At 69.9% G+C, this 18,004-nt stretch carries 12 protein-coding genes; 8 read left to right on the top strand and 4 right to left on the bottom strand.

The window, feature by feature from the left end; genetic code table 11:
- Positions 1–2: 2 nt before the first annotated feature.
- Positions 3–1,580, bottom strand: coding sequence for a multicopper oxidase domain-containing protein (locus ACVW00_RS08080; protein ID WP_457110385.1), 1,578 nt, complete (start codon positions 1,578–1,580; stop codon positions 3–5).
- 172 nt (positions 1,581–1,752) lie between these two features.
- Between ACVW00_RS08080 and ACVW00_RS08075 the strand changes: the two genes are divergently transcribed.
- Positions 1,753–7,047 carry a peroxidase family protein gene (locus ACVW00_RS08075; protein ID WP_457110384.1) on the top strand — a complete coding sequence of 1,765 codons (5,295 nt, stop codon included), beginning with the start codon at positions 1,753–1,755 and terminating at the stop codon, positions 7,045–7,047.
- Positions 7,048–7,115: 68 nt separating this feature from the next.
- Here ACVW00_RS08075 and ACVW00_RS08070 read toward each other — a convergent pair whose 3' ends face one another.
- Positions 7,116–8,393, bottom strand: coding sequence for a sensor histidine kinase (locus tag ACVW00_RS08070; protein WP_457110383.1), 1,278 nt, complete (start codon positions 8,391–8,393; stop codon positions 7,116–7,118).
- Between the two features lie 58 nt (positions 8,394–8,451).
- Positions 8,452–9,153: a response regulator transcription factor gene (locus tag ACVW00_RS08065; protein ID WP_457110382.1), complete on the bottom strand. Its 702-nt coding sequence runs from the start codon at positions 9,151–9,153 to the stop codon at positions 8,452–8,454.
- Positions 9,154–9,315: 162 nt separating this feature from the next.
- Here ACVW00_RS08065 and ACVW00_RS08060 point away from each other — a divergent pair, with 162 nt between their 5' ends.
- The 7 genes from ACVW00_RS08060 to ACVW00_RS08030 all read left to right on the top strand — a co-directional run bounded on the left by ACVW00_RS08060 (position 9,316) and on the right by ACVW00_RS08030 (position 17,266).
- Complete coding sequence (locus ACVW00_RS08060) at positions 9,316–10,491, top strand: PucR family transcriptional regulator (protein ID WP_457110381.1); 1,176 nt, start codon at positions 9,316–9,318, stop codon at positions 10,489–10,491.
- A 79-nt stretch (positions 10,492–10,570) separates the two neighbouring features.
- Positions 10,571–11,755 (top strand): acyltransferase domain-containing protein, encoded by a 1,185-nt coding sequence (locus tag ACVW00_RS08055; RefSeq protein ID WP_457110380.1) that lies wholly within the window; start codon positions 10,571–10,573, stop codon positions 11,753–11,755.
- On the top strand, positions 11,752–12,759 hold the full coding sequence (locus tag ACVW00_RS08050; RefSeq protein ID WP_457110379.1) for a beta-ketoacyl-ACP synthase III: 1,008 nt from the start codon (positions 11,752–11,754) through the stop codon (positions 12,757–12,759). The genes ACVW00_RS08055 and ACVW00_RS08050 overlap by 4 nt, the downstream gene beginning before the upstream one ends.
- 56 nt (positions 12,760–12,815) lie before the next feature.
- A complete protein-coding gene (locus ACVW00_RS08045) occupies positions 12,816–13,064 on the top strand; it encodes an acyl carrier protein (protein ID WP_457110378.1) in 249 nt (82 codons plus the stop codon).
- Positions 13,065–13,112: 48 nt separating this feature from the next.
- On the top strand, positions 13,113–14,366 hold the full coding sequence (locus ACVW00_RS08040) for a beta-ketoacyl-[acyl-carrier-protein] synthase family protein (RefSeq protein ID WP_457110377.1): 1,254 nt from the start codon (positions 13,113–13,115) through the stop codon (positions 14,364–14,366).
- 1 nt (position 14,367) lies between these two features.
- Positions 14,368–15,807, top strand: a complete 1,440-nt coding sequence (locus tag ACVW00_RS08035; RefSeq protein WP_457110376.1) for an acyl-CoA carboxylase subunit beta — start codon at positions 14,368–14,370, stop codon at positions 15,805–15,807.
- A gap of 166 nt (positions 15,808–15,973) precedes the next feature.
- Positions 15,974–17,266 (top strand): choice-of-anchor P family protein, encoded by a 1,293-nt coding sequence (locus ACVW00_RS08030; RefSeq protein ID WP_457110375.1) that lies wholly within the window; start codon positions 15,974–15,976, stop codon positions 17,264–17,266.
- Between the two features lie 105 nt (positions 17,267–17,371).
- Here the strand turns inward: ACVW00_RS08030 and ACVW00_RS08025 are convergent, their stop codons facing one another.
- Complete coding sequence (locus ACVW00_RS08025) at positions 17,372–17,875, bottom strand: DUF3145 domain-containing protein (protein WP_457110374.1); 504 nt, start codon at positions 17,873–17,875, stop codon at positions 17,372–17,374.
- Positions 17,876–18,004: the final 129 nt, after the last annotated feature.

The raw sequence follows: 18,004 nt of genomic DNA, 5'->3' as shown, positions 1-18,004 counted from the left end.
CCTCACAGCGCGCCCTCGGGCAGCGGGTGTGCGGGGTCGCACAGGGGACTGTCCTCGCCGCGCATGGCGTCGATGATGTCGAACTGGCCCATCATGTCGTGGTCCTCGTGCACCAGGTTGTGGCAGTGGATCATGTACTTGCCACGGCCGTTGTCGAACTTGATCAGCAACCGCACGGTCTCGTTCTCCCCGAGGAAGACCACGTCCTTGGCGCCGAGCTCGTGCGGCATCGGCGGCCCGCCGTTGCGGCTGAGGACCTTGAAGTCGATGAAGTGGATGTGCGCAGGGTGGTGCCAGCCACCCGAGGGGTTGCTCAGCTCCCAGATCTCGACGGAGTCCGTCAGCGGATCACCGAGCGTGTAGTTGAAGTTGCTGGAGATCACGTCGTTCCAGGTCTTCCCGTTGATCGTCCAGTTGCCGTTGGCCCGAACGAAGTCGAAGTGTCGCGTGATGGTCGCGTCGCTCTCCTTCAGCGCCATCGTCGGCTGGGCCGCGTAGAGCTGGCTGGGGATCGAGTTGCCGGTCTTGCTGTACGCGTCATCGGTGACGTCGAAGGCCATCACCTTGTCGGTGTTGGTGAAGTTGAGGTTGTTCTTCGGGCTGTCGTTGCGCAGCACGATGCGGGTGCCGGGCTTGTACTTGGAGAAGTCGATGATGAACTCGTACCGCTCGGCGACGCCCTGGCGGAAGCTGGTCACGGCGTGCGGCTTCGGCATCAGGCCGGCGTCGGTGGCGATGATGGTCATCGGCGCACCGTTGTCGAGGTACCACTTGTACGAACGCGACGGTCCGGCGTCGAGGATCCGGAACCGGTACTTCCGGCGCGCGACCTTCATCGCCGGCCAGACGACACCGTTGACGGTGATCACGTCGCCCCAGAACCCGGACCCGTCGTTGTTGTCGAAGAGCAGCGACCCGTCGCTGTTGAACATCCGGTCGCTGACCACCAGCGGTACGTCGTACGCGCCGTGCGGGATCCCGAGCTTCTGCTCGAGCGAGTCGTGCAGCTTGTACATGCCGGCGAGCCCCATGTAGACGTTCTCGGCGGTGTGATGGACGCCGTGGTCGTGGTACCAGAGCGTGCGGGCCGGCTGCACGTTCGGGTAGCGGTAGTCCTTCCACTCCCCCGGGTTGGTGATGTCGCTGGCGTAGCCGTCGTACTCGGGCAGCGACGCGGACCCGTGCAGGTGCACCGAGGACCACGGCGTGTAGTTCCACACCGGGTGCACCGACGGCAGGTTGTTGACCTGGCGGACGACGGCCTTGCGACCCTGGACCATGTCGAAGGTCGGACCGGGGACCGAGCCGTTGTACCCCCACATCGGTGTCGGCAGGCCCGGGATGAACTCGACCTGGGTCGGCTCCATCGACACGTAGTAGTAGTCGGTGGTCGCGTCCGAGCGGACCGGCGCGACGACCGGCGGCATCCGGAACGGCTGCGTGAACGGAACCGGCAGCGCACTCTCCGCAATCCGGCTGGCGAACGCGAGCGACCCGCTCACCGAGCGTTCGAGGGGCAGCGCGACCGCTGCTCCGGCGAGCACCGAGAACTTCATGACGTCGCGTCGGGACAGCTCCATGACGCGCCTCCTCCTGATCGGCTGCGGCAACGCTAGGAACCCACTCCTTGCGTTTTCCTTGGGACGCCGGAGCGGGATGTCGCTCAAGGTTTTCCCAAGGTGACCCCGGCGACGGTGGGCGGCATTCGGTCCTTCTGGAGGCCTCGCGCCGTCATACGAAGTGGGTAACGTCATGAGTCAATTCGGCAACCTGAAGCTGAGCCGGTCGCGTCGTTCGCAGACCAGGCGAGCCTCCGTCTTCGTCGCGGTCCTCGCCGTGGTGATGACCTTCCTGTCACCGCTCATGCCGTCGGCGCAGGCCGTCGTCGCCCCGGTGGGCCAGGGGTTCACCGTGACGGCCGGCGACCTGTCGTTCATCCTCAAGCAGATCAGGATCGCGGAACGACATGCGGCCACGCTGACGCCGGCCGAACCCTGCGGGACGCTCGTCGGCCCCGCGAAGTACCAGATCCCTGACCGGCTGACGTCGTACGGGCTGCGGACCGTGGACGGCTCGTGCAACGACCTCTTCCCGGACCGGACCGGCTTCGGCGCGGCCGACCAGCAGTTCCCCCGGCTGACCAGTCCACGGTTCCGCGATGCCGACCCGGCGAGCTCCTTCCCGGTCCCTCTGCTTCCGGGCTCGGTCCAGGCCGGCGGAGGCACCTCCTACTCGACCCTCGGTGACGTCGTCGACTCCCAGCCCCGCACGATCAGCAACCTGATCGTCGACCAGACCTCGACCAACCCGGCAGCCGTCGCGGCAGCCGGCTTCCCGGTCCGCACGCAGAACAACACCGGCCTGTTCGTCTGCGGGAGCCCGGGCGCGCCTGCGGCACCGGACTGCGTTCCCGAGCACAAGACGCTCTTCATCCCGAACGTGACGACCGACGTGGGCCTGTCCCCGCCGTACAACTCGCTGTTCACGTTCTTCGGCCAGTTCTTCGACCACGGTGTCGACCAGACCGTCAAGAGCGGCGCCACCGTCTACGTGCCCCTCAAGGACGACGACCCGCTGCGCACCCTCGGCCCCGACGGTGACGCGAGCACGCCTGACCAGGTTCCCGCCAGCCAGGCCTTCATGGTGCTGACCCGGGCACAGAACCAGCCGGGCCCCGACGGCGTCCTCGGCACCTCCGATGACGTCCAGGACGCCAACAACACCGACACCCCCTGGGTCGACCAGAGCCAGACCTACACCTCGCACGCCTCGCACCAGGTCTTCCTGCGGGAGTACGCCCTGGTCGGCGGCAGGCCGGACGCCACCGGCAAGCTCCTGGGCGGCCTCCCCGCCGGCCAGACCTACCCCGGCTCGGCGGACGGTCAGACCGGCATGTCCACCTGGGCGTCCACGAAGGCGCAGGCCGCCAGCGTGCTGGGGCTCCAGCTCACCGACTACGACGTGACCAACATCCCGATGCTGGCCACCGACCCCTACGGCGAGTTCATCCCCGGATCCCATGGCTTCCCGCAGTACGCGCTGAAGGACGGCACGCTGGTCGAGGGTGACCCCGCCGCCGACGGCGGGAAGGGCGTCTCGGTGCCCGCGAACGTGCGGCACTTCGACACCCCGTTCCTGACCGACATCGCGCACAACGCCGACCCGTCGCGCCAGGACTGCGACCACAACGGCTCTCCCGAGACCGTTCCCGTCCCTGACGGGAACACCACCATCGAGACCGACTTCACCCTGACCCCCTGCGGTCAGTACGACGACGAGCTGCTCCATGCGCACTTCACCGCCGGTGACGGCCGCGTCAACGAGAACATCGCGCTCACGACGATCCACCAGATCTTCCACAGTGAGCACGACCGGCTGATCGACGACATCAAGGCGACCCTGAACGCGCCCGCGAACGCAGCACTGCTCGCGGACTACCAGAACGTCGCCCCGAACGCTGACGACCCTGCTCCCTGGAGCTACGGCAACCGGCTGTTCCAGGCTGCCCGGTTCGTCACCGAGATGGAGTACCAGCACCTGGTCTTCGAGGAGTTCGCCCGCAAGGTGCAGCCGGCGGTCCGGCCGTTCCACGTCTACAACCCAGACGTGAACGCAGCGATCCCCGCCGAGTTCGCGCACGCGGTCTACCGGTTCGGCCACTCGATGCTGGACGACACCGTGGCCCGCAAGGACCCGGGCGGCGCCGACAACTCGCTGCCGCTGCTCAAGGCGTTCCTGAACCCACCGGAGTACCAGCACGCCCACGACGGCAGCGCGCTCACCCCTGAGCAGGCCGCGGGCAGCGTCGTGATGGGCTCCTCGGACCAGGTCGGCAACGAGCTCGACGAGTTCGTCACCGAGACCCTGCGCAACAACCTGCTGGGTCTCCCGCTCGACCTGCCGACGCTCAACATGGCCCGGGCCCGTGAGGCAGGCGTGCCGCCCCTGAACGACGTCCGGCGTCAGATCAACGCCAAGACGAACGACGCCCAGATGACGCCGTACACGAGCTGGACGGACTTCGGCCAGCACCTGAAGCACCCGGAGTCGCTGATCAACTTCGTGGCTGCCTACGGCACTCACCCGAGCATCACGGGCGCCACGACGCTGGCCGCGAAGCGGGCGGCTGCCAAGGCGATCGTCGACCCGAGCAGTGCTCCTGCGAGCGACCCGGCGACCATTCCGGCCGACTCCGCTGCGTTCATGTTCAGCAGCGACGGGAGCGCCATGCCCGGTTGCGAGCTCGCCGGCGCGGACTGCCGCGACTGGTCGAGCCCCGCGAGCGGGGTCACCACGACCGGCCTTGACCAGGTCGACCTCTGGGTCGGGGGCCTCGCCGAGGTCACCAACCTGTTCGGCGGCCTCCTGGGCAGCACGTTCAACTACGTGTTCCAGAACACCCTGGAGAACCTGCAGGACCACGACCGGTTCTACTACCTCTTCCGGACCCCGGGGATGAACCTCCGGACCCAGCTCGAGGGCAACTCCTTCTCCGAGATGATCCAGCGCAACACCGACGGGACCAGCACGTTGAAGGCCGACGCGTTCGCGACCGCGGACTGCAAGTTCCAGCTCGGCAACCTGAACGGCACAGCCGCGTACTTCGACCTTCACGGGTCGACAGTGGCCGACGACATCACGACGCCGGACTGCGACGAGTCGTTGCTCCTGCTGCGCAAGGCCGACGGCACGATCCAGTACCGCGCGAAGAACAGCGTCGACCCGTCCGGCATCAACGGTCAGTCGGTCTACAACGGCACCCCGGGCACGGACCGGGTCAACGGAGGCAACGACAACGACACCTTCTGGGGCGGTGACGGCCGCGACTTCATCGAGGGCAACGGCGGTGACGACGTCGCGCTCGGTGGTGACGGCAACGACATCGTCACCGACCTCGACGGAGCCGACGTGGAGAAGGGCGGTCCGGGCAACGACGCCCTGGACGGCGGGCCGGGTGACGACATCTTCATGGGTGGCGACGGCCAGGACTTCATCAACGGCGGAGCCAACGACAACGAGGCGTTCGCCGGGCCGGGCACCGACTTCGTCATTGCCGGCCAGGGTGCTGACGCCGTCTTCGGGGACGGTGGCGACGACTGGATCGAGGGTGGCTCTGGCCAGGACCTCCTCCAGGGCGACCACGGCGCCCCGTTCTTCGACGATCCTGCCGAGAGCGCACCGGGGAGTGACGTCTTCGTCGGCCAGGTCGGCGAGAACGACTACGACGCCGAGGGTGGCGACGACCTGATGTCCCAGAACGACGGGGTCGACCGCAACGCCGGAGCCGGCGGCTTCGACTGGGCCTTCCACCAGTACGACACGGTGGGCGCCGACGACGACATGTCCATCAACAACTTCCTGGTCGGCGCGCCGATCCAGGTCGTGGTGAACCGGGACCGCTGGCAGGAGACGGAGGCCGACTCGGGCTCTGCGTTCAACGACGTCATCCGCGGTACCGACGACGTGCCGAGTGCGGTGGGCGGGGCCGGCTTCACCGGCTGCGACGTCCTCGACCAGGCCGGTGTCGACCGGATCACCGGACTGGCAGCTCTGCTGCCCGCCCTTTCCGGGAACCTCGCTCCGGTGGTGGCTGCATCCGCGGCTGGCTCGTGCCCGCTGGCGGGCCCGATCTGGGGTGACGGCGACATCCTCCTCGGAGGTGCCGGCAGCGACCTCCTCGAGGGTCGTGGCGCCAACGACATCATCGACGGCGACAAGGCGCTGAACGTGAGGATCAGCGTCCGAAACCCTGCGGACCCGACGATCGAGATCGGCAGCACCGATCTGATGGAGCACGTCGCGAAGTCGGGCAGCTTCGGCGCCAACACGGCCGGGGAGACCCTCCAGAAGGCGGTGTTCGACGGTGACGTCGACCCGGGCAACCTCGTGATCGTGCGGGAGATCGTCGCACCGCCGGCCAGTGACGCCGGGTCGATCGACACGGCGAAGTTCACCGGCGCACGTGCCGGCTACTCGCTGACCTTCGGTGCGGGCTCGGTCACCGTGACCGACACCGCCGGCACCGACGGCACCGACACCCTGCGTGGCATCGAGCGGCTGCAGTTCTCCGACGGCATCGTGGACATCTCGACAGCACCGCCCACGCCGGTGATCGGCACTGCCGTCGCGGGCAATGCTCAGGCGACCGTGAACTGGACGGCGGGTGCGCCGAACGGCTCGACGCCCACCAACCAGTTCCAGATCCAGGTGATCGCGAACGGTGTGCCGCAGGCTGCACTGATCACGGGGATCGCCGCCAACGCGACCTCACGGATCGTGACCGGGCTGACCAACGGCACGTCGTACACCTTCAAGGTGCTCGCCGTGAACCAGGTCGGACTGTCGAGCCCGCTCTCGGCGGCCTCGAACCCGGTCATCCCGAACAACCCCGCGCCGGAGGTCCTCTCCAGCTCGCCGGCCAACGCCTCGACGGGCGCCAGCCTCACGGCGGACCTGACGGTGACGTTCGACGAGACGATCACGGGATTCAACGCGAACTCGGTGATCCTGAGGAACCCGGCCGGAACGACCCTGCCGACGGCGCTGGCGTTCAACACAACGACCCACGTCCTGACCGTCAACCCGGCGGCGAACCTGCTGCCCGGGACGACGTACACGCTCACCCTGCTGGGCACCTTGCCCGGTGGTGGAGCGGGGATCAGGAACGCCGCGGGTCTGAGGCTGGCGAACACGGTGATCACGTTCACGACGGCGAACGACACGACGCCGCCGACCGTGACGGGGGTGAACCCGGCCAACGGGGCCACCCGGATCAACCCGAACACGAACGTGGCAGTCACGTTCAGTGAGCGGGTCGTCGGAGCCAGCAGCACGACGGTGGTCCTGACGAACGTGGCCACGGGTGTCTCGGTGACCGCTGGGGTGACGCTCAACGCGGCCGGCACCGTGGCGACGCTGAACCCGAACGTCAACCTGGCTCGGAACACGCTGTACGAGGTGAGTGTGGTCGGCGGACCCACCGCGATCCGGGACAGCGCCGGGAACGCTCTGGCGGGTCCGATCACGAGCAGGTTCACGACCCGCTAGCTCCCCCGAGGCGAGAGGCACCCCGCAACCAGCGGGGTGCCTTTCGTTGTCCCGGGAGCCCGGCGGTGTCAGATCTGCGGACCGATGCCGGTCGGGACCCGACCGACGACAACGGCGCCGCCGCCGGTCCGCTCCTCCAGCGTGACGCTGCCGCCGACGTCCTTGAGGAACTCCGCCAGCAGCTTGATGCCGTTGTGCGGGACGAGGGGGTCGGGCCCGGTGCCGAAGCCCCGTCCATCGTCGGACACGCTCACGAGCACGACGTCCCCGCGCCGCTCTACCCGTACCCATGCCCGGCTCGCCGCGGCATGCCGGTCGACGTTGCGCAGCGCCTCGCGCACCAGGCGGTAGACGAGCCCGGCGACCTCGGGGTCCAGCTCGAGGTCACCGGCCAGCTCGAGCTCGACGTCGACACCGATGACACGCGCGAACAGGTCGGTGATCGCGGCGCGAAGGCCCACGGCGGACAGGTCGCCCGGAGACAGATCGGTCACCAGCGACCGCAGGGCGACGAGGTCTTCGCGCAGCAGTACGCCGAGACGATTGCCGGTGTCCCGCTTCGCGGCTCCCGGGGAATCGTCGGACAGCCCCTCCAGCACTCCGGGCAGGGCGTAGCTCACCGCGGCGATGTCCTGGATCACGCCGTCGTGCAGGTCCTGCGCGAGTCGGCGCCGCTCGAGCTGCCACGACGCCACCGCCCGGACGACGATCTCGCTGCGCCGCCGCTCGGCGCGGTCGACACTGCGCGCGAGCAGATAGGCCAGTGCCAGCACGGCCGCCTCGAAGACCAGCAGGATGCCGAACCCGAGAGGGATCAGCCGGCGAAGGACCTCCGTGCGGTCCCGCTGGATGCGGGCGGGCGACGTGTAGGTCTCGAAGACGAACGCGACGCCGTCCGCGTCGACGGCTCCGACGTACACCTCGAGGAGCGGTGCCTCGCCCGCCTCCGCGACGTTCTCGGGCTCCCCGAGCTCGGACAGCTCGACCGTGGTGTCGTGCGTGCCGAACAGCGCCCGGACGGCTGGAGGCTGCTCGAAGCGGAGCCCGACCAGTGCGGTGTGATCCGCCCAGATCACGGTGCCGTCGGCAGCCCACAGCTTGACGTGCCGCACCGAGCCCTCCGCGATCCGGTTGCGCAGCACGAGCCCGAGCGTCGCTGCGGCGCCGGGTGTGCCCGCTCGGACTGCCGCGTTGACGAGCGGGGCTGCGGTGCCGTTCGCGATCCCGGTGGCACGCGCCTCGGCATCGCGTCGCGCCTCGGCCTCGGCGATGTCCTGGCTCACTGCGAAGCTGCCGAACCCGAGGATCACGAGTGCGAGCATGCTCAGCGCCGCGAACCGGCCCATCGACGCGCGGATGACCGATCGCGACGGAGCCGAGCTCCCCCGCCCCCGGGACATCGGCTCAGGACCGTCCGTCCTCGGCAGAGCGCCCGAATCGTCGCGCGATGGCGACCGCCTCGAGCTGCGAGTGGGCGTCCAGCTTGGCAAGGACCGACTTCACGTAGGCGCGGCACGTGTTGATCGAGACACCCATCTGGTCCGCGATCGCGCGCACGTCGAGCCCGATCGTGAGCAGGTCCAGGGTCTCGGACTCGCGCGCCGAGAAGTGGGGCAGCAATTGGTCTGCGGCCTTGCTGCCGACCAGGGACTTGAGCAGCGCTGGGTGGACCACGAGGCCCTCGCGAGCCGGTGCGAGCAGCACTCCGAGCAGGTCGGGGAGGTTGCCGTCCTTGGGCACCAACGACGCGATCCCGGCCCTGGCCGCGTCCCCGAGCACCCTCTGGTCGGCATGTCCGGTGAGGACGACCACCTGGGTGCCAGGACGCTGCTTCAACATCTCGACACCGGCGTCGATGCCGGTCTGCTCGGTCCCGGTGAAGTGGTAGTCGATGACGACGAGGTCCGGCTCGAGGTCGGCGAACCGGTCTAGCGCACTGTCGATGCTGTAGGCCACGCCCACGCACCGCAGGCCCGGCTTTCCGGCAAGCGCGAGCTCGAGGAGATCGGCGAAGGTCTTGTGGTCGTCGACGATCAGGACGGTGCGCGCACCGTCAGCCGGAGCGGCGTCCTCCGGCTCATCAGCCGCGTGCGAGACCGAGTTCATCCGAGCGCCCACCCTTCGTGAGGGGCGGCGGGGTCCGGGCTGCCCATGCTTCCCCGAGAGGGACTCGTGCGGCGGATGCGCGCCGTCGATGAACCGTGCACAAGCGTAACCGCGGACAACGCGTTGTCAGCGAATTGGGAGAATGGTCCGTAGAGTCCTGCTGTGTCCTCCGCGTCCGCCCCCTCGCCGCGACCGCGGTCGCGGGCGCAGATCGCCCAGCGCCTGACCCGCGCCAGCGGCGCGCTCAGCTCGGCGGCGCTGACGCGCATGGAGAAGGACATGCCCTGGGTCGTGCAGCTGCCTGCCGAGGACCGCTCCTGGATCGGCCTGATCCTCCAGGCGGCGATCAAGTCGTTCATCGACTGGTTCCGCCACGGGGAAGGCGAGTCCCCGGTCAGCGCCGAGGTGTTCGGCGCCGCCCCGCGCGCCCTGGCCGGCGAGATCACCCTCGAGCAGACGGTGGCGATGGTGCGGCTGTCGATCGTGGTCGTCGACGAGAACCTCGACGAGGCGCTCGGCGACCAGGACGCGACGGTGGTGCGGACGGCGCTCAACGTCTATGCGCGCGAGATCGCCTTCGCCACCGCGGAGGTCTACGCCCGCGCGGCCGAGCAGCGTGGTGCCTGGGACGCCCGGCTCGAGGCGCTCGTGGTCGACTCCCTGCTGCGCGGCGAGGGCGACCAGACGATCTCGTCCCGCGCGAGCGCACTGGGCTGGGACGGCTCAGGACACGTCGTGGTGATGATGGGCGGCATCAACGGCGGCTCGGCGCTGGAGCACGTGCGCCGGGTGGCCCGCGACCGCCGGCTCGACTGCCTGTGCGCTGTGCAGGGCAACCGCCTCGTCGTGGTGCTGGGTGGCGTGGACCGGACCGGCCGGCCCGCCGGCGCGGTGGCCGAGGCGTTCGCACCGGGTCCCGTGGTGATCGGGCCGGTCGTCGACTCCCTGACCGACGCGAAAGTCTCTGCGGACGCCGCGCACTCGGGACTCCGCGTCGTGCACGGATGGCTCGACGCGCCCCGGCCGGTGCACGCCGAGGACCTGCTGCCCGAACGCGCGCTCGGGGGCGACGAGACCGCGCGCGCGGCTCTCGTCGGGCAGGTCCACCAGCCGCTGGACGAGGCCGGCTCGGCGGTCCTCGAGACGCTCGAGACCTACCTCGCCCAGGGCACCTCGATCGAGGCGACCTCGCGCGCACTGTTCGTGCACCCGAACACCGTGCGCTACCGGCTGAAGCGGGTGGCGGAGGTCACCGGGCTCAGTCCGACCAATCCGCGCGACGCCTACGTCCTGCGGCTCGCGCTCACGCTCGGACGGCTTGCTGAGCGCGATTTGTAGGTTTCCTACAAGAGTAGGACCGGCGATTTCGTGCGTTGCGGATGCGTCATGGCCCGGGCCCGTCAGCGAGAGTTGAAGGGTGCTGATCATCGTCGCTCCCGGACAGGGCGCCCAGACTCCCGGATTCCTGGCTCCGTGGCTGGAGGACCCGGTGTTCGCCGAGCGCCTGCACTGGCTGTCCGCAGTGGCCGGCATCGACCTCGCCCATTACGGCACCGAGGCCGACGCGGACACGATCCGGGACACCGCCGTCGCGCAGCCGCTGCTGGTGGCGTCGAGCCTGGTGTCGGCGCTCGCGTTGTTCCCGCACCCTGCCGAGGCCTTCGGGAAGATCGGTGCGGTCGCCGGGCACAGCGTCGGCGAGCTCGCCGCCGCAGCCGGTGCGCGCGCGATCAGCGGCGAGCAGGCGATGGTGCTCGTCCGCGAGCGCGGGAAGGCGATGGCACACGCTGCCGCCGCCACGCCCACCGGCATGACCGCAGTGCTCGGCGGCGACGCCGAGGAGGTGCAGGCCAAGCTCACGCAGCACGGCCTCACCGCCGCGAACGTCAACGCCGAGGGCCAGATCGTGGCTGCCGGCACCCTCGAGCAGCTCGCGGCGCTCGCCGCCGACCCGCCGGCCCGCGCCCGGCTGATGCCGCTCTCGGTGGCCGGTGCCTTCCACACCGAGCACATGGCGCCGGCGGTGGGTGTGCTCGGATCGCTGGCCAGGGCGGTGTCGACGCACGATCCGCGCACGCCGCTGATCTCCAACCGCGACGGCAAGGTCGTGCACGACGGCCGTGACGTCGTACGCCGCCTGGTCACGCAGGTGGCCAACCCCGTGCGCTGGGACCTCTGCATGGAGACGATGCGCGACCTCGGCGTCACCGGCCTCCTGGAGATGCCCCCCGCGGGCACGCTGACCGGGATCGCCAAGCGCGCTCTCCCCGGGGTCGAGACGTTCGCCCTGAAGACCCCCGACCAGCTCGACGCCGCTCGCGACTTCGTCGACAAGCACGGCACCCAGTCGGCGCTCGACGTGAGCCCGACATGGCGCCTGCTGGTCTCGCCCTCGAAGGGCACGTTCGTCCGCAATGCCGGTGGCGAGGGGTCGTCGCTGGACCCCGAGAGCACCATCGGCAGCGTGCGCTCCACCCGCGACGAGACGGCGGTGTTCGCCCCGCACGGCGGCACCATCGTGGAGTGGCTGGTGGAGGACGGTGACCTCGTGTCCCCCGGCCAGCCCCTGGTGCGACTGCACCCCGAAGGCGTCTCCGCATGACCGGCGCCGCCCACCTCGGCCAGACCGACGTCCTGAGGCACAGCGCGGTCCTCGGACTCGGCCACCACCGCGCAAGCCGCGTGGTGCCCAACTCCGAGATCGTCGAGGCGATCGACTCCAGCGACGAGTGGATCCAGCAGCGGTCCGGGATCGTCGAGCGCCGCTGGGCGACGCCCGAGGAGACGGTCCAGATGATGTCGGTCAGCGCGGCACGCGACGCCCTCGACGACGCCGGCATCCTGCCCGGCCAGATCGACTGCGTGATCGTGGCGACCGTCTCGCACATGATGCAGACGCCCGCCGTCGCGACGGCGGTCGCCCACGAGCTCGGCTCCACCGCAGCCGCCTTCGACATCTCCGCGGCGTGCGCAGGGTTCTGCCACGGCCTGGCCCTGGCCTCCGACCTCGTTCGCGGCGGATCCGCGACGCACGTCCTGGTCGTCGGCGTCGAGCGACTCTCCGACATCACCGATCCGACCGACCGCGGCACCGCGTTCATCTTCGCCGACGGAGCGGGTGCGGCCGTCGTCGGTCCCGCGGAGGAGGCCGGCATCGGACCGGTCGTCTGGGGCAGCGACGGCGAGCAGTACGACCTGATCCGGCAGCGGGAGGACTGGCGCGAGGTCGTCGCGGCCGGTTCGCTGGCGATGCCGCACCTGGTGATGCAGGGCAACGCGGTGTTCCGCTGGGCGGCGTACTCCATGGCCAAGATCGCCGACGAGACGCTCAGCCGCAGCGGGATCACCGCCGACGAGCTCGACGTCTTCGTGCCCCACCAGGCCAACATGCGCATCACCGACGCCATGGTGCGTTCGATGAAGCTCCCCGACCACGTCACCGTGGCCCGGGACATCGTCCACCAGGGCAACGCCTCTGCGGCGTCCATCCCGCTCGCCCTGCGCCAGCTGGTCCTCGACGGTGAGGCCAAGTCCGGTGACATGGCGTTGCTGATCGCCTTCGGCGCAGGGCTCTCCTACGCCGCACAGGTCATCCGCGTCCCCTGATCCATCCGCTGTGCCCGTGAGCCACCGGCTCATCCAACGAGAGGAACCCCGCCACCATGGCCACCACCGAAGAGATCCGCGCCGAGCTCGCCGAGATCGTCAACGAGGTCACCGGCATCCCCGCCGATGACGTCCAGCTCGACAAGTCGTTCACCGACGACCTCGACGTGGACTCGCTGTCGATGGTCGAGGTCGTCGTCGCCGCCGAGGAGAAGTTCTCGGTCCGCATCCCCGACGACGCCGTCAAGGACCTGAAGACCGTGGGCGACGCCGTTTCGTACATCGAGAAGGCCCAGGCTGCCTGACCGCGCCCGGACAGCCCGTCCGAGCCGCCCTCCGGGAGGAACCGCACGATGAGCAGAAGAAGAGTCGTAGTCACAGGGCTCGGCACGACCAGCCCTGTCGGCGGAGACGTCGCCAGCACCTGGGAGGCCCTGGTCGCCGGCAAGTCCGGCGTCCGGCACCTGACCCAGGACTGGGCGCAGGAGCTCCCCGTGCAGATCGCCGGCTCCGCCGCGGTCGAGCCGACCGACGTGCTCGAGCGGGTGAAGGCTCGGCGCCTCGACCGGTCCGCCCAGCTCGCCATGGTCGCGGCCATGGAGGGCTGGGCCGACTCCGGGCTGGCTGACGGAGGTGTCGACCCCGAGCGGCTCGGCGTCGCCGTCGCCTCCGGCATCGGCGGCGTGATCACGCTGCTCACGAACTACGACGCGCTCAAGGAGAAGGGTCCGCGCCGCGTCTCGCCGCTCGCCGTCCCGATGCTGATGCCGAACGCGCCGGCCGCCAACGTCGGCCTGTACGTCGGCGCTCGCGCCGGCGTGAACACCCCGGTGTCGGCGTGCGCATCCGGCAACGAGGCCGTCTCGCTGGCCACCGACCAGATCCGGCTCGGCCGGGCCGACGTGGTGCTCGCCGGAGGCACCGAGGCGGCGATCCACCCGCTGCCGATGGCCGCCTTCGCCAACATGATGGCGCTGTCGAAGACCGGCAGCGGCGAGAGCGACGCCGATCCGACCACCGTCTCCCGCCCCTGGGACGTCGCCCGCGACGGCTTCGTCCTCGGCGAGGGCGCCGGCATCCTGGTGCTCGAGGAGCTCGAGCACGCCCGCGCCCGCGGCGCCACCATCTACGCAGAGGTGCTCGGCGCCGGCATCACCAACGACGCCCACGACATCGCCCAGCCCGACCCCGAGGGTCGCGGCGGCTCGCGGGCCATCCTCCGGGCGCTCGAGGACGCCGGCATCTCCCCCGGCGACATCGCCCACGTCAACGCGCACGCCACGTCGACACCCCAGGGCGACATCGCCGAGGGCCTGATGCTCCACGCGACACTCGGCAAGTACGCCGACGAGGTGGTCGTCACCAGCACCAAGTCGATGACCGGCCACCTCCTGGGTGGCGCGGGCGCGCTCGAGTCGATCGCGACGGTGCTGGCGATCCGGCACCGGGTGTCACCCCCGACGATCAACCTCGACAACCTCGACCCCGCGGTGGAGCTGGACATTCCCACCACCGCGCGCGAGCTGCGCAGCGGCGACATCGCCGCGCTGAACAACTCCTTCGGCTTCGGCGGCGCCAACGTCGCGGTCGCGTTCGGGAGCATCTGACATGACCCAGGCGCCGGAGAAGCCGGTCTCGACGACCACCACCGAGAAGCCGCCGCGTGAGCAGGACCCGCGTCACCCGCTGCAGCGGCTGGCCGCCCTCTACGACGACGGCCGGTTCGAGCCGCTCACGCCGATCGACGACTCGGGCATGCTCGCCGCGATCGGGCGCGTCAACGGGATGACCGCCGTGGCCTTCTGCTCCGACCCGACGGTGATGGGCGGCGCGATGGGCGAGGAGGGCTGCAAGGTCGTCGTCGCGGCGTACCAGCGCGCGCTGACCGGCCGCGTCCCGATCATCGGGCTGTGGCACTCCGGTGGAGCCCGCCTCGCCGAGGGCGTGCTGTCGCTGCACGCGGTCGGCCTGATCTTCCACGCGATGACGAAGGCGTCCGGCACGATCCCGCAGGTCTCGGTCGTGCTCGGTGCGGCGGCCGGCGGCGCGGCGTACGGGCCGGCGCTCACCGACGTGGTGATCCTCGGCCCCGAGGGACGGATCTTCGTGACCGGGCCCGACGTCGTCCGCTCGGTGACCGGCGAGGACGTCGACATGCTCCGCCTCGGCGGCCCCGAGCCGCACGGCCGCCGCTCCGGGGTCGTGCACGTGCTCACCGAGTCCGAGGCGGAGGCGATGGAGCGCGCACGCACGATCGCGCACCTCCTCGGCGCCCAGGGCACGCTCGTCGTCGACGACGTCGAGGACATCGACCTCGGCGGACTGCTGCCGGAGTCGACGAAGCGCGCGTACGACGTGCACCCGCTGGTCGAGAACGTCCTCGACGCGGGCACGACGGTCGAGCTGCACGCGAAGTGGGCGCCCAACATCGTCACGGCACTCGGCCGCTTCGGCGGGCGCAGCACCGGGGTGATCGCCAACAACCCGCTGCGACTCGGCGGGTGCCTGGACTCGGCGTCGGCCGAGAAGGCCTCGCGGTTCGTGCGGATGTGCGATGCCTTCGGGATCCCGCTGATCGTGCTCGTCGACGTGCCCGGCTACCTGCCGGGCGTCGGCCAGGAGTGGGACGGCGTGGTGCGCCGCGGGGCGAAGCTGCTGCACGCCTTCGGCGAGGCCGTGGTCCCCCGCGTCACGGTGGTGACGCGCAAGACCTACGGCGGTGCCTACATCGCGATGAACGCCCGCTCGCTGGGCGCCACCCGGGTGTTCGCGTGGCCCGGCGCGGAGGTCGCCGTCATGGGCGCGGTCGCGGCCGTGCGGATCCTGCACCGTCGCAAGCTGGCCGAGGTCGCCCCGGAGATCAGGGGCCAGGTCGAGGCCGAGCTGGCCGAGGAGCACGCCCGCCTCGCCGGCGGCATCGACAAGGCCATCGAGATCGGGGTGGTCGACGAGGTCGTCGACCCGGCGGCGACCCGCTCGGCGATCGCCCGTGCGATCGCGTCGTCGGGACTGGTCACCCGCGGCGCGCACGGGAACATCCCGCTCTGAGACAGCGGCCCCTTCCCCGGCCGGGACATCTCATGCACGCCGCTCGGTCTGGACTAGACCGGAGCGCGCGGCGAGCGCGACCCCGAGTGACCTGAACTCGGACGTCTCGTTGCACGGGAGAAGGCCCCGCGCACCCCCGCTCCGGGCCGATCGAGGGAGTTCTGCCGTGAGGTCCAAGGTCAGGCTTTTCGTCCTGGGGGTCGTCGCCGCAATGGCCGCGACCGCCGCCGCGCCACTGCCCGCCTCCGGCGCCGGCGGCACGTACGCATACTTCGGTGCCACGGGTGGCACCCAGATCGAGGCTGTCGGCACGACGATCAGCTCGTCGATGACGGCCATGTCGCAGGTCGGCGGGCTGGGCAGTCCCGGCTCCACCACGAACAAGGTCGCCAGCGTGAACGCAGGCACCCTCGCGTCCGTGGGTGCGGTCGACACGAGTGAGGTCGCGACTGCCCACAACGACGGCTGGAACCTCACCGGGCACGCCCGCACCGCCGACGTCAGCCTGCTCAACGGGCTGATCAAGATCCAGGCGGTCGACACGACGACCACCGCGCAGTTCGACAGCACCGACGGCACCGTCGGCAGCAGCAACACCCGGTTCCTCGGCCTGACGATCGCCGGTCAGACCTACCCCGTCGACATCGCGCGGAACACCACCATCTCCGTGCCCGGGATCGCGACGATCGTCCTGAACTACCAGAACATCGGGACGAACGACAACGGCATCGCTGCTCAGGGCGCCGGCCTCGTGGTGACCCTGCTGAAGTCCGAGGCCACGGCCGCGATCGGCTCGACGATCATCCTGAACCCGTCCTACGCACTGGTCCAGAAGGCCGGGGCACCCGGCGGGCGCTCCCTCACCGGGTTCGCCTACGGCTCCTACGTCTTCGCCCACGTGGGCGACCAGGTCAAGGCCGAGTCGGGCTACACCGCCTTCGAGGTGCTCCCGCTGTCGGGCACCAACGGCGCCACCCTCGAGAACCACACGGCCGCGGTGAACCTGCCCGGAGTGCTCTACGCCAGTGCGATCGCCTCGACGGCCGAAGGTGTCAGCTCACCAGCGCTCAACGAGTCGAAGATGTCGACGCGAACAGCGAACGTCGACCTGTTCCCCAACCTCCTGTTCGGCTCGTTGATCCATGCCGACGCCATCGGGAGCAACGCCTCGGTGGTCCAGGAGAACGGCACGACGAAGATGACCGGCGGGATGCAGTTCCTGAACCTCAGGGTCGGCAACACCGCGATCCCGGTCAACGTCGGCCCGAACACCAGCATCCACATCGCCAACCTGGGCACGGTGACGGTCAACGAGCAGACGGAGTACGACATCCCCGGATTCGTCCACCTGAAGCAGGTCATCGCGCTGCACATCGTGCTCGACACCGCGACGGCAGGCCTGCCGATCGGTGCGGAGATCCAGATCGGCGTCTCGCAGGCCACGGTCTGGGGCGGCTGAACGCCGCACGTGACAGGCAACAGGGTCACCGCCCACAGGCGGTGACCCTGTTGCCTTTCTCGATGGCGCTTCGGGCGGCGTGATCCTCTCGGGGGCGGGGGCAGATCACACGACCTGGTGCAGCCACCTGACCGGGGCGCCGTCGCCGGCGTAGCGGAAGGTCTCGAGCTCGTCGTCCCACGGCTTGCCGAGGAGCTTGTCGATCTCGAGCTCGATCGTGGTGTCGCCGAGGGCGGCCTTGATCACCGCGGCCTTGAGCCGGTCCTCGGGAATCATCAGGTCGCCGTGGAGGCCCGTCACGGCGTGGAAGACGCCGAGGTCAGGGGTGTAGGAGTAGCGGGCACCCTCGGTCGAGGTGGTGGCCTCCTCGGTGATCTCGAACCGGAGCTGGTTCCAGCCGCGCAGGGCAGAGGCGACTGCCGCGGCGGTGCCGGCGTCACCGCTCCAGGAGTGCTCGGCCCGATAGGTGCCGGCCTGGGCGCTCTGCGGGGTCCACTCGAGGTTGACGGGAACGCCCAGCACGCCGCCCACGGCCCATTCGACGTGCGGGCACAGCGCTGACGGCGCCGAGTGGACGTACAGGACTCCACGGGTCGCGTTGCGGTTCACTTTGGCCTCCTTGCTCCGGCGTTGAGATACGCCTTCCCCAGCGGTCTCGCGGAGCAGGTGGCTGTGACAGGTGTGAACTTGTGTTCACATTGTGTCCCATTGCAGGCGTGGATGCCAGCGGAACACGGA

This window comes from Marmoricola sp. URHA0025 HA25 (assembly GCF_054059435.1).
This window is presented reverse-complemented; position numbering and strand designations above follow the sequence as displayed.

Excerpts from the sequence above, each read along its gene's own strand:
- ACVW00_RS08080 (WP_457110385.1), bottom strand. The coding sequence starts at position 1,580 with ATGGAGCTGTCCCGACGCGACGTCATGAAGTTCTCGGTGCTCGCCGGA.
- ACVW00_RS08075 (WP_457110384.1), top strand. The coding sequence starts at position 1,753 with ATGAGTCAATTCGGCAACCTGAAGCTGAGCCGGTCGCGTCGTTCGCAG.
- ACVW00_RS08070 (WP_457110383.1), bottom strand. The coding sequence starts at position 8,393 with ATGGGCCGGTTCGCGGCGCTGAGCATGCTCGCACTCGTGATCCTCGGG.
- ACVW00_RS08065 (WP_457110382.1), bottom strand. The coding sequence starts at position 9,153 with ATGAACTCGGTCTCGCACGCGGCTGATGAGCCGGAGGACGCCGCTCCG.
- ACVW00_RS08050 (WP_457110379.1), top strand. The coding sequence starts at position 11,752 with ATGACCGGCGCCGCCCACCTCGGCCAGACCGACGTCCTGAGGCACAGC.
- ACVW00_RS08045 (WP_457110378.1), top strand. The coding sequence starts at position 12,816 with ATGGCCACCACCGAAGAGATCCGCGCCGAGCTCGCCGAGATCGTCAAC.
- ACVW00_RS08040 (WP_457110377.1), top strand. The coding sequence starts at position 13,113 with ATGAGCAGAAGAAGAGTCGTAGTCACAGGGCTCGGCACGACCAGCCCT.
- ACVW00_RS08035 (WP_457110376.1), top strand. The coding sequence starts at position 14,368 with ATGACCCAGGCGCCGGAGAAGCCGGTCTCGACGACCACCACCGAGAAG.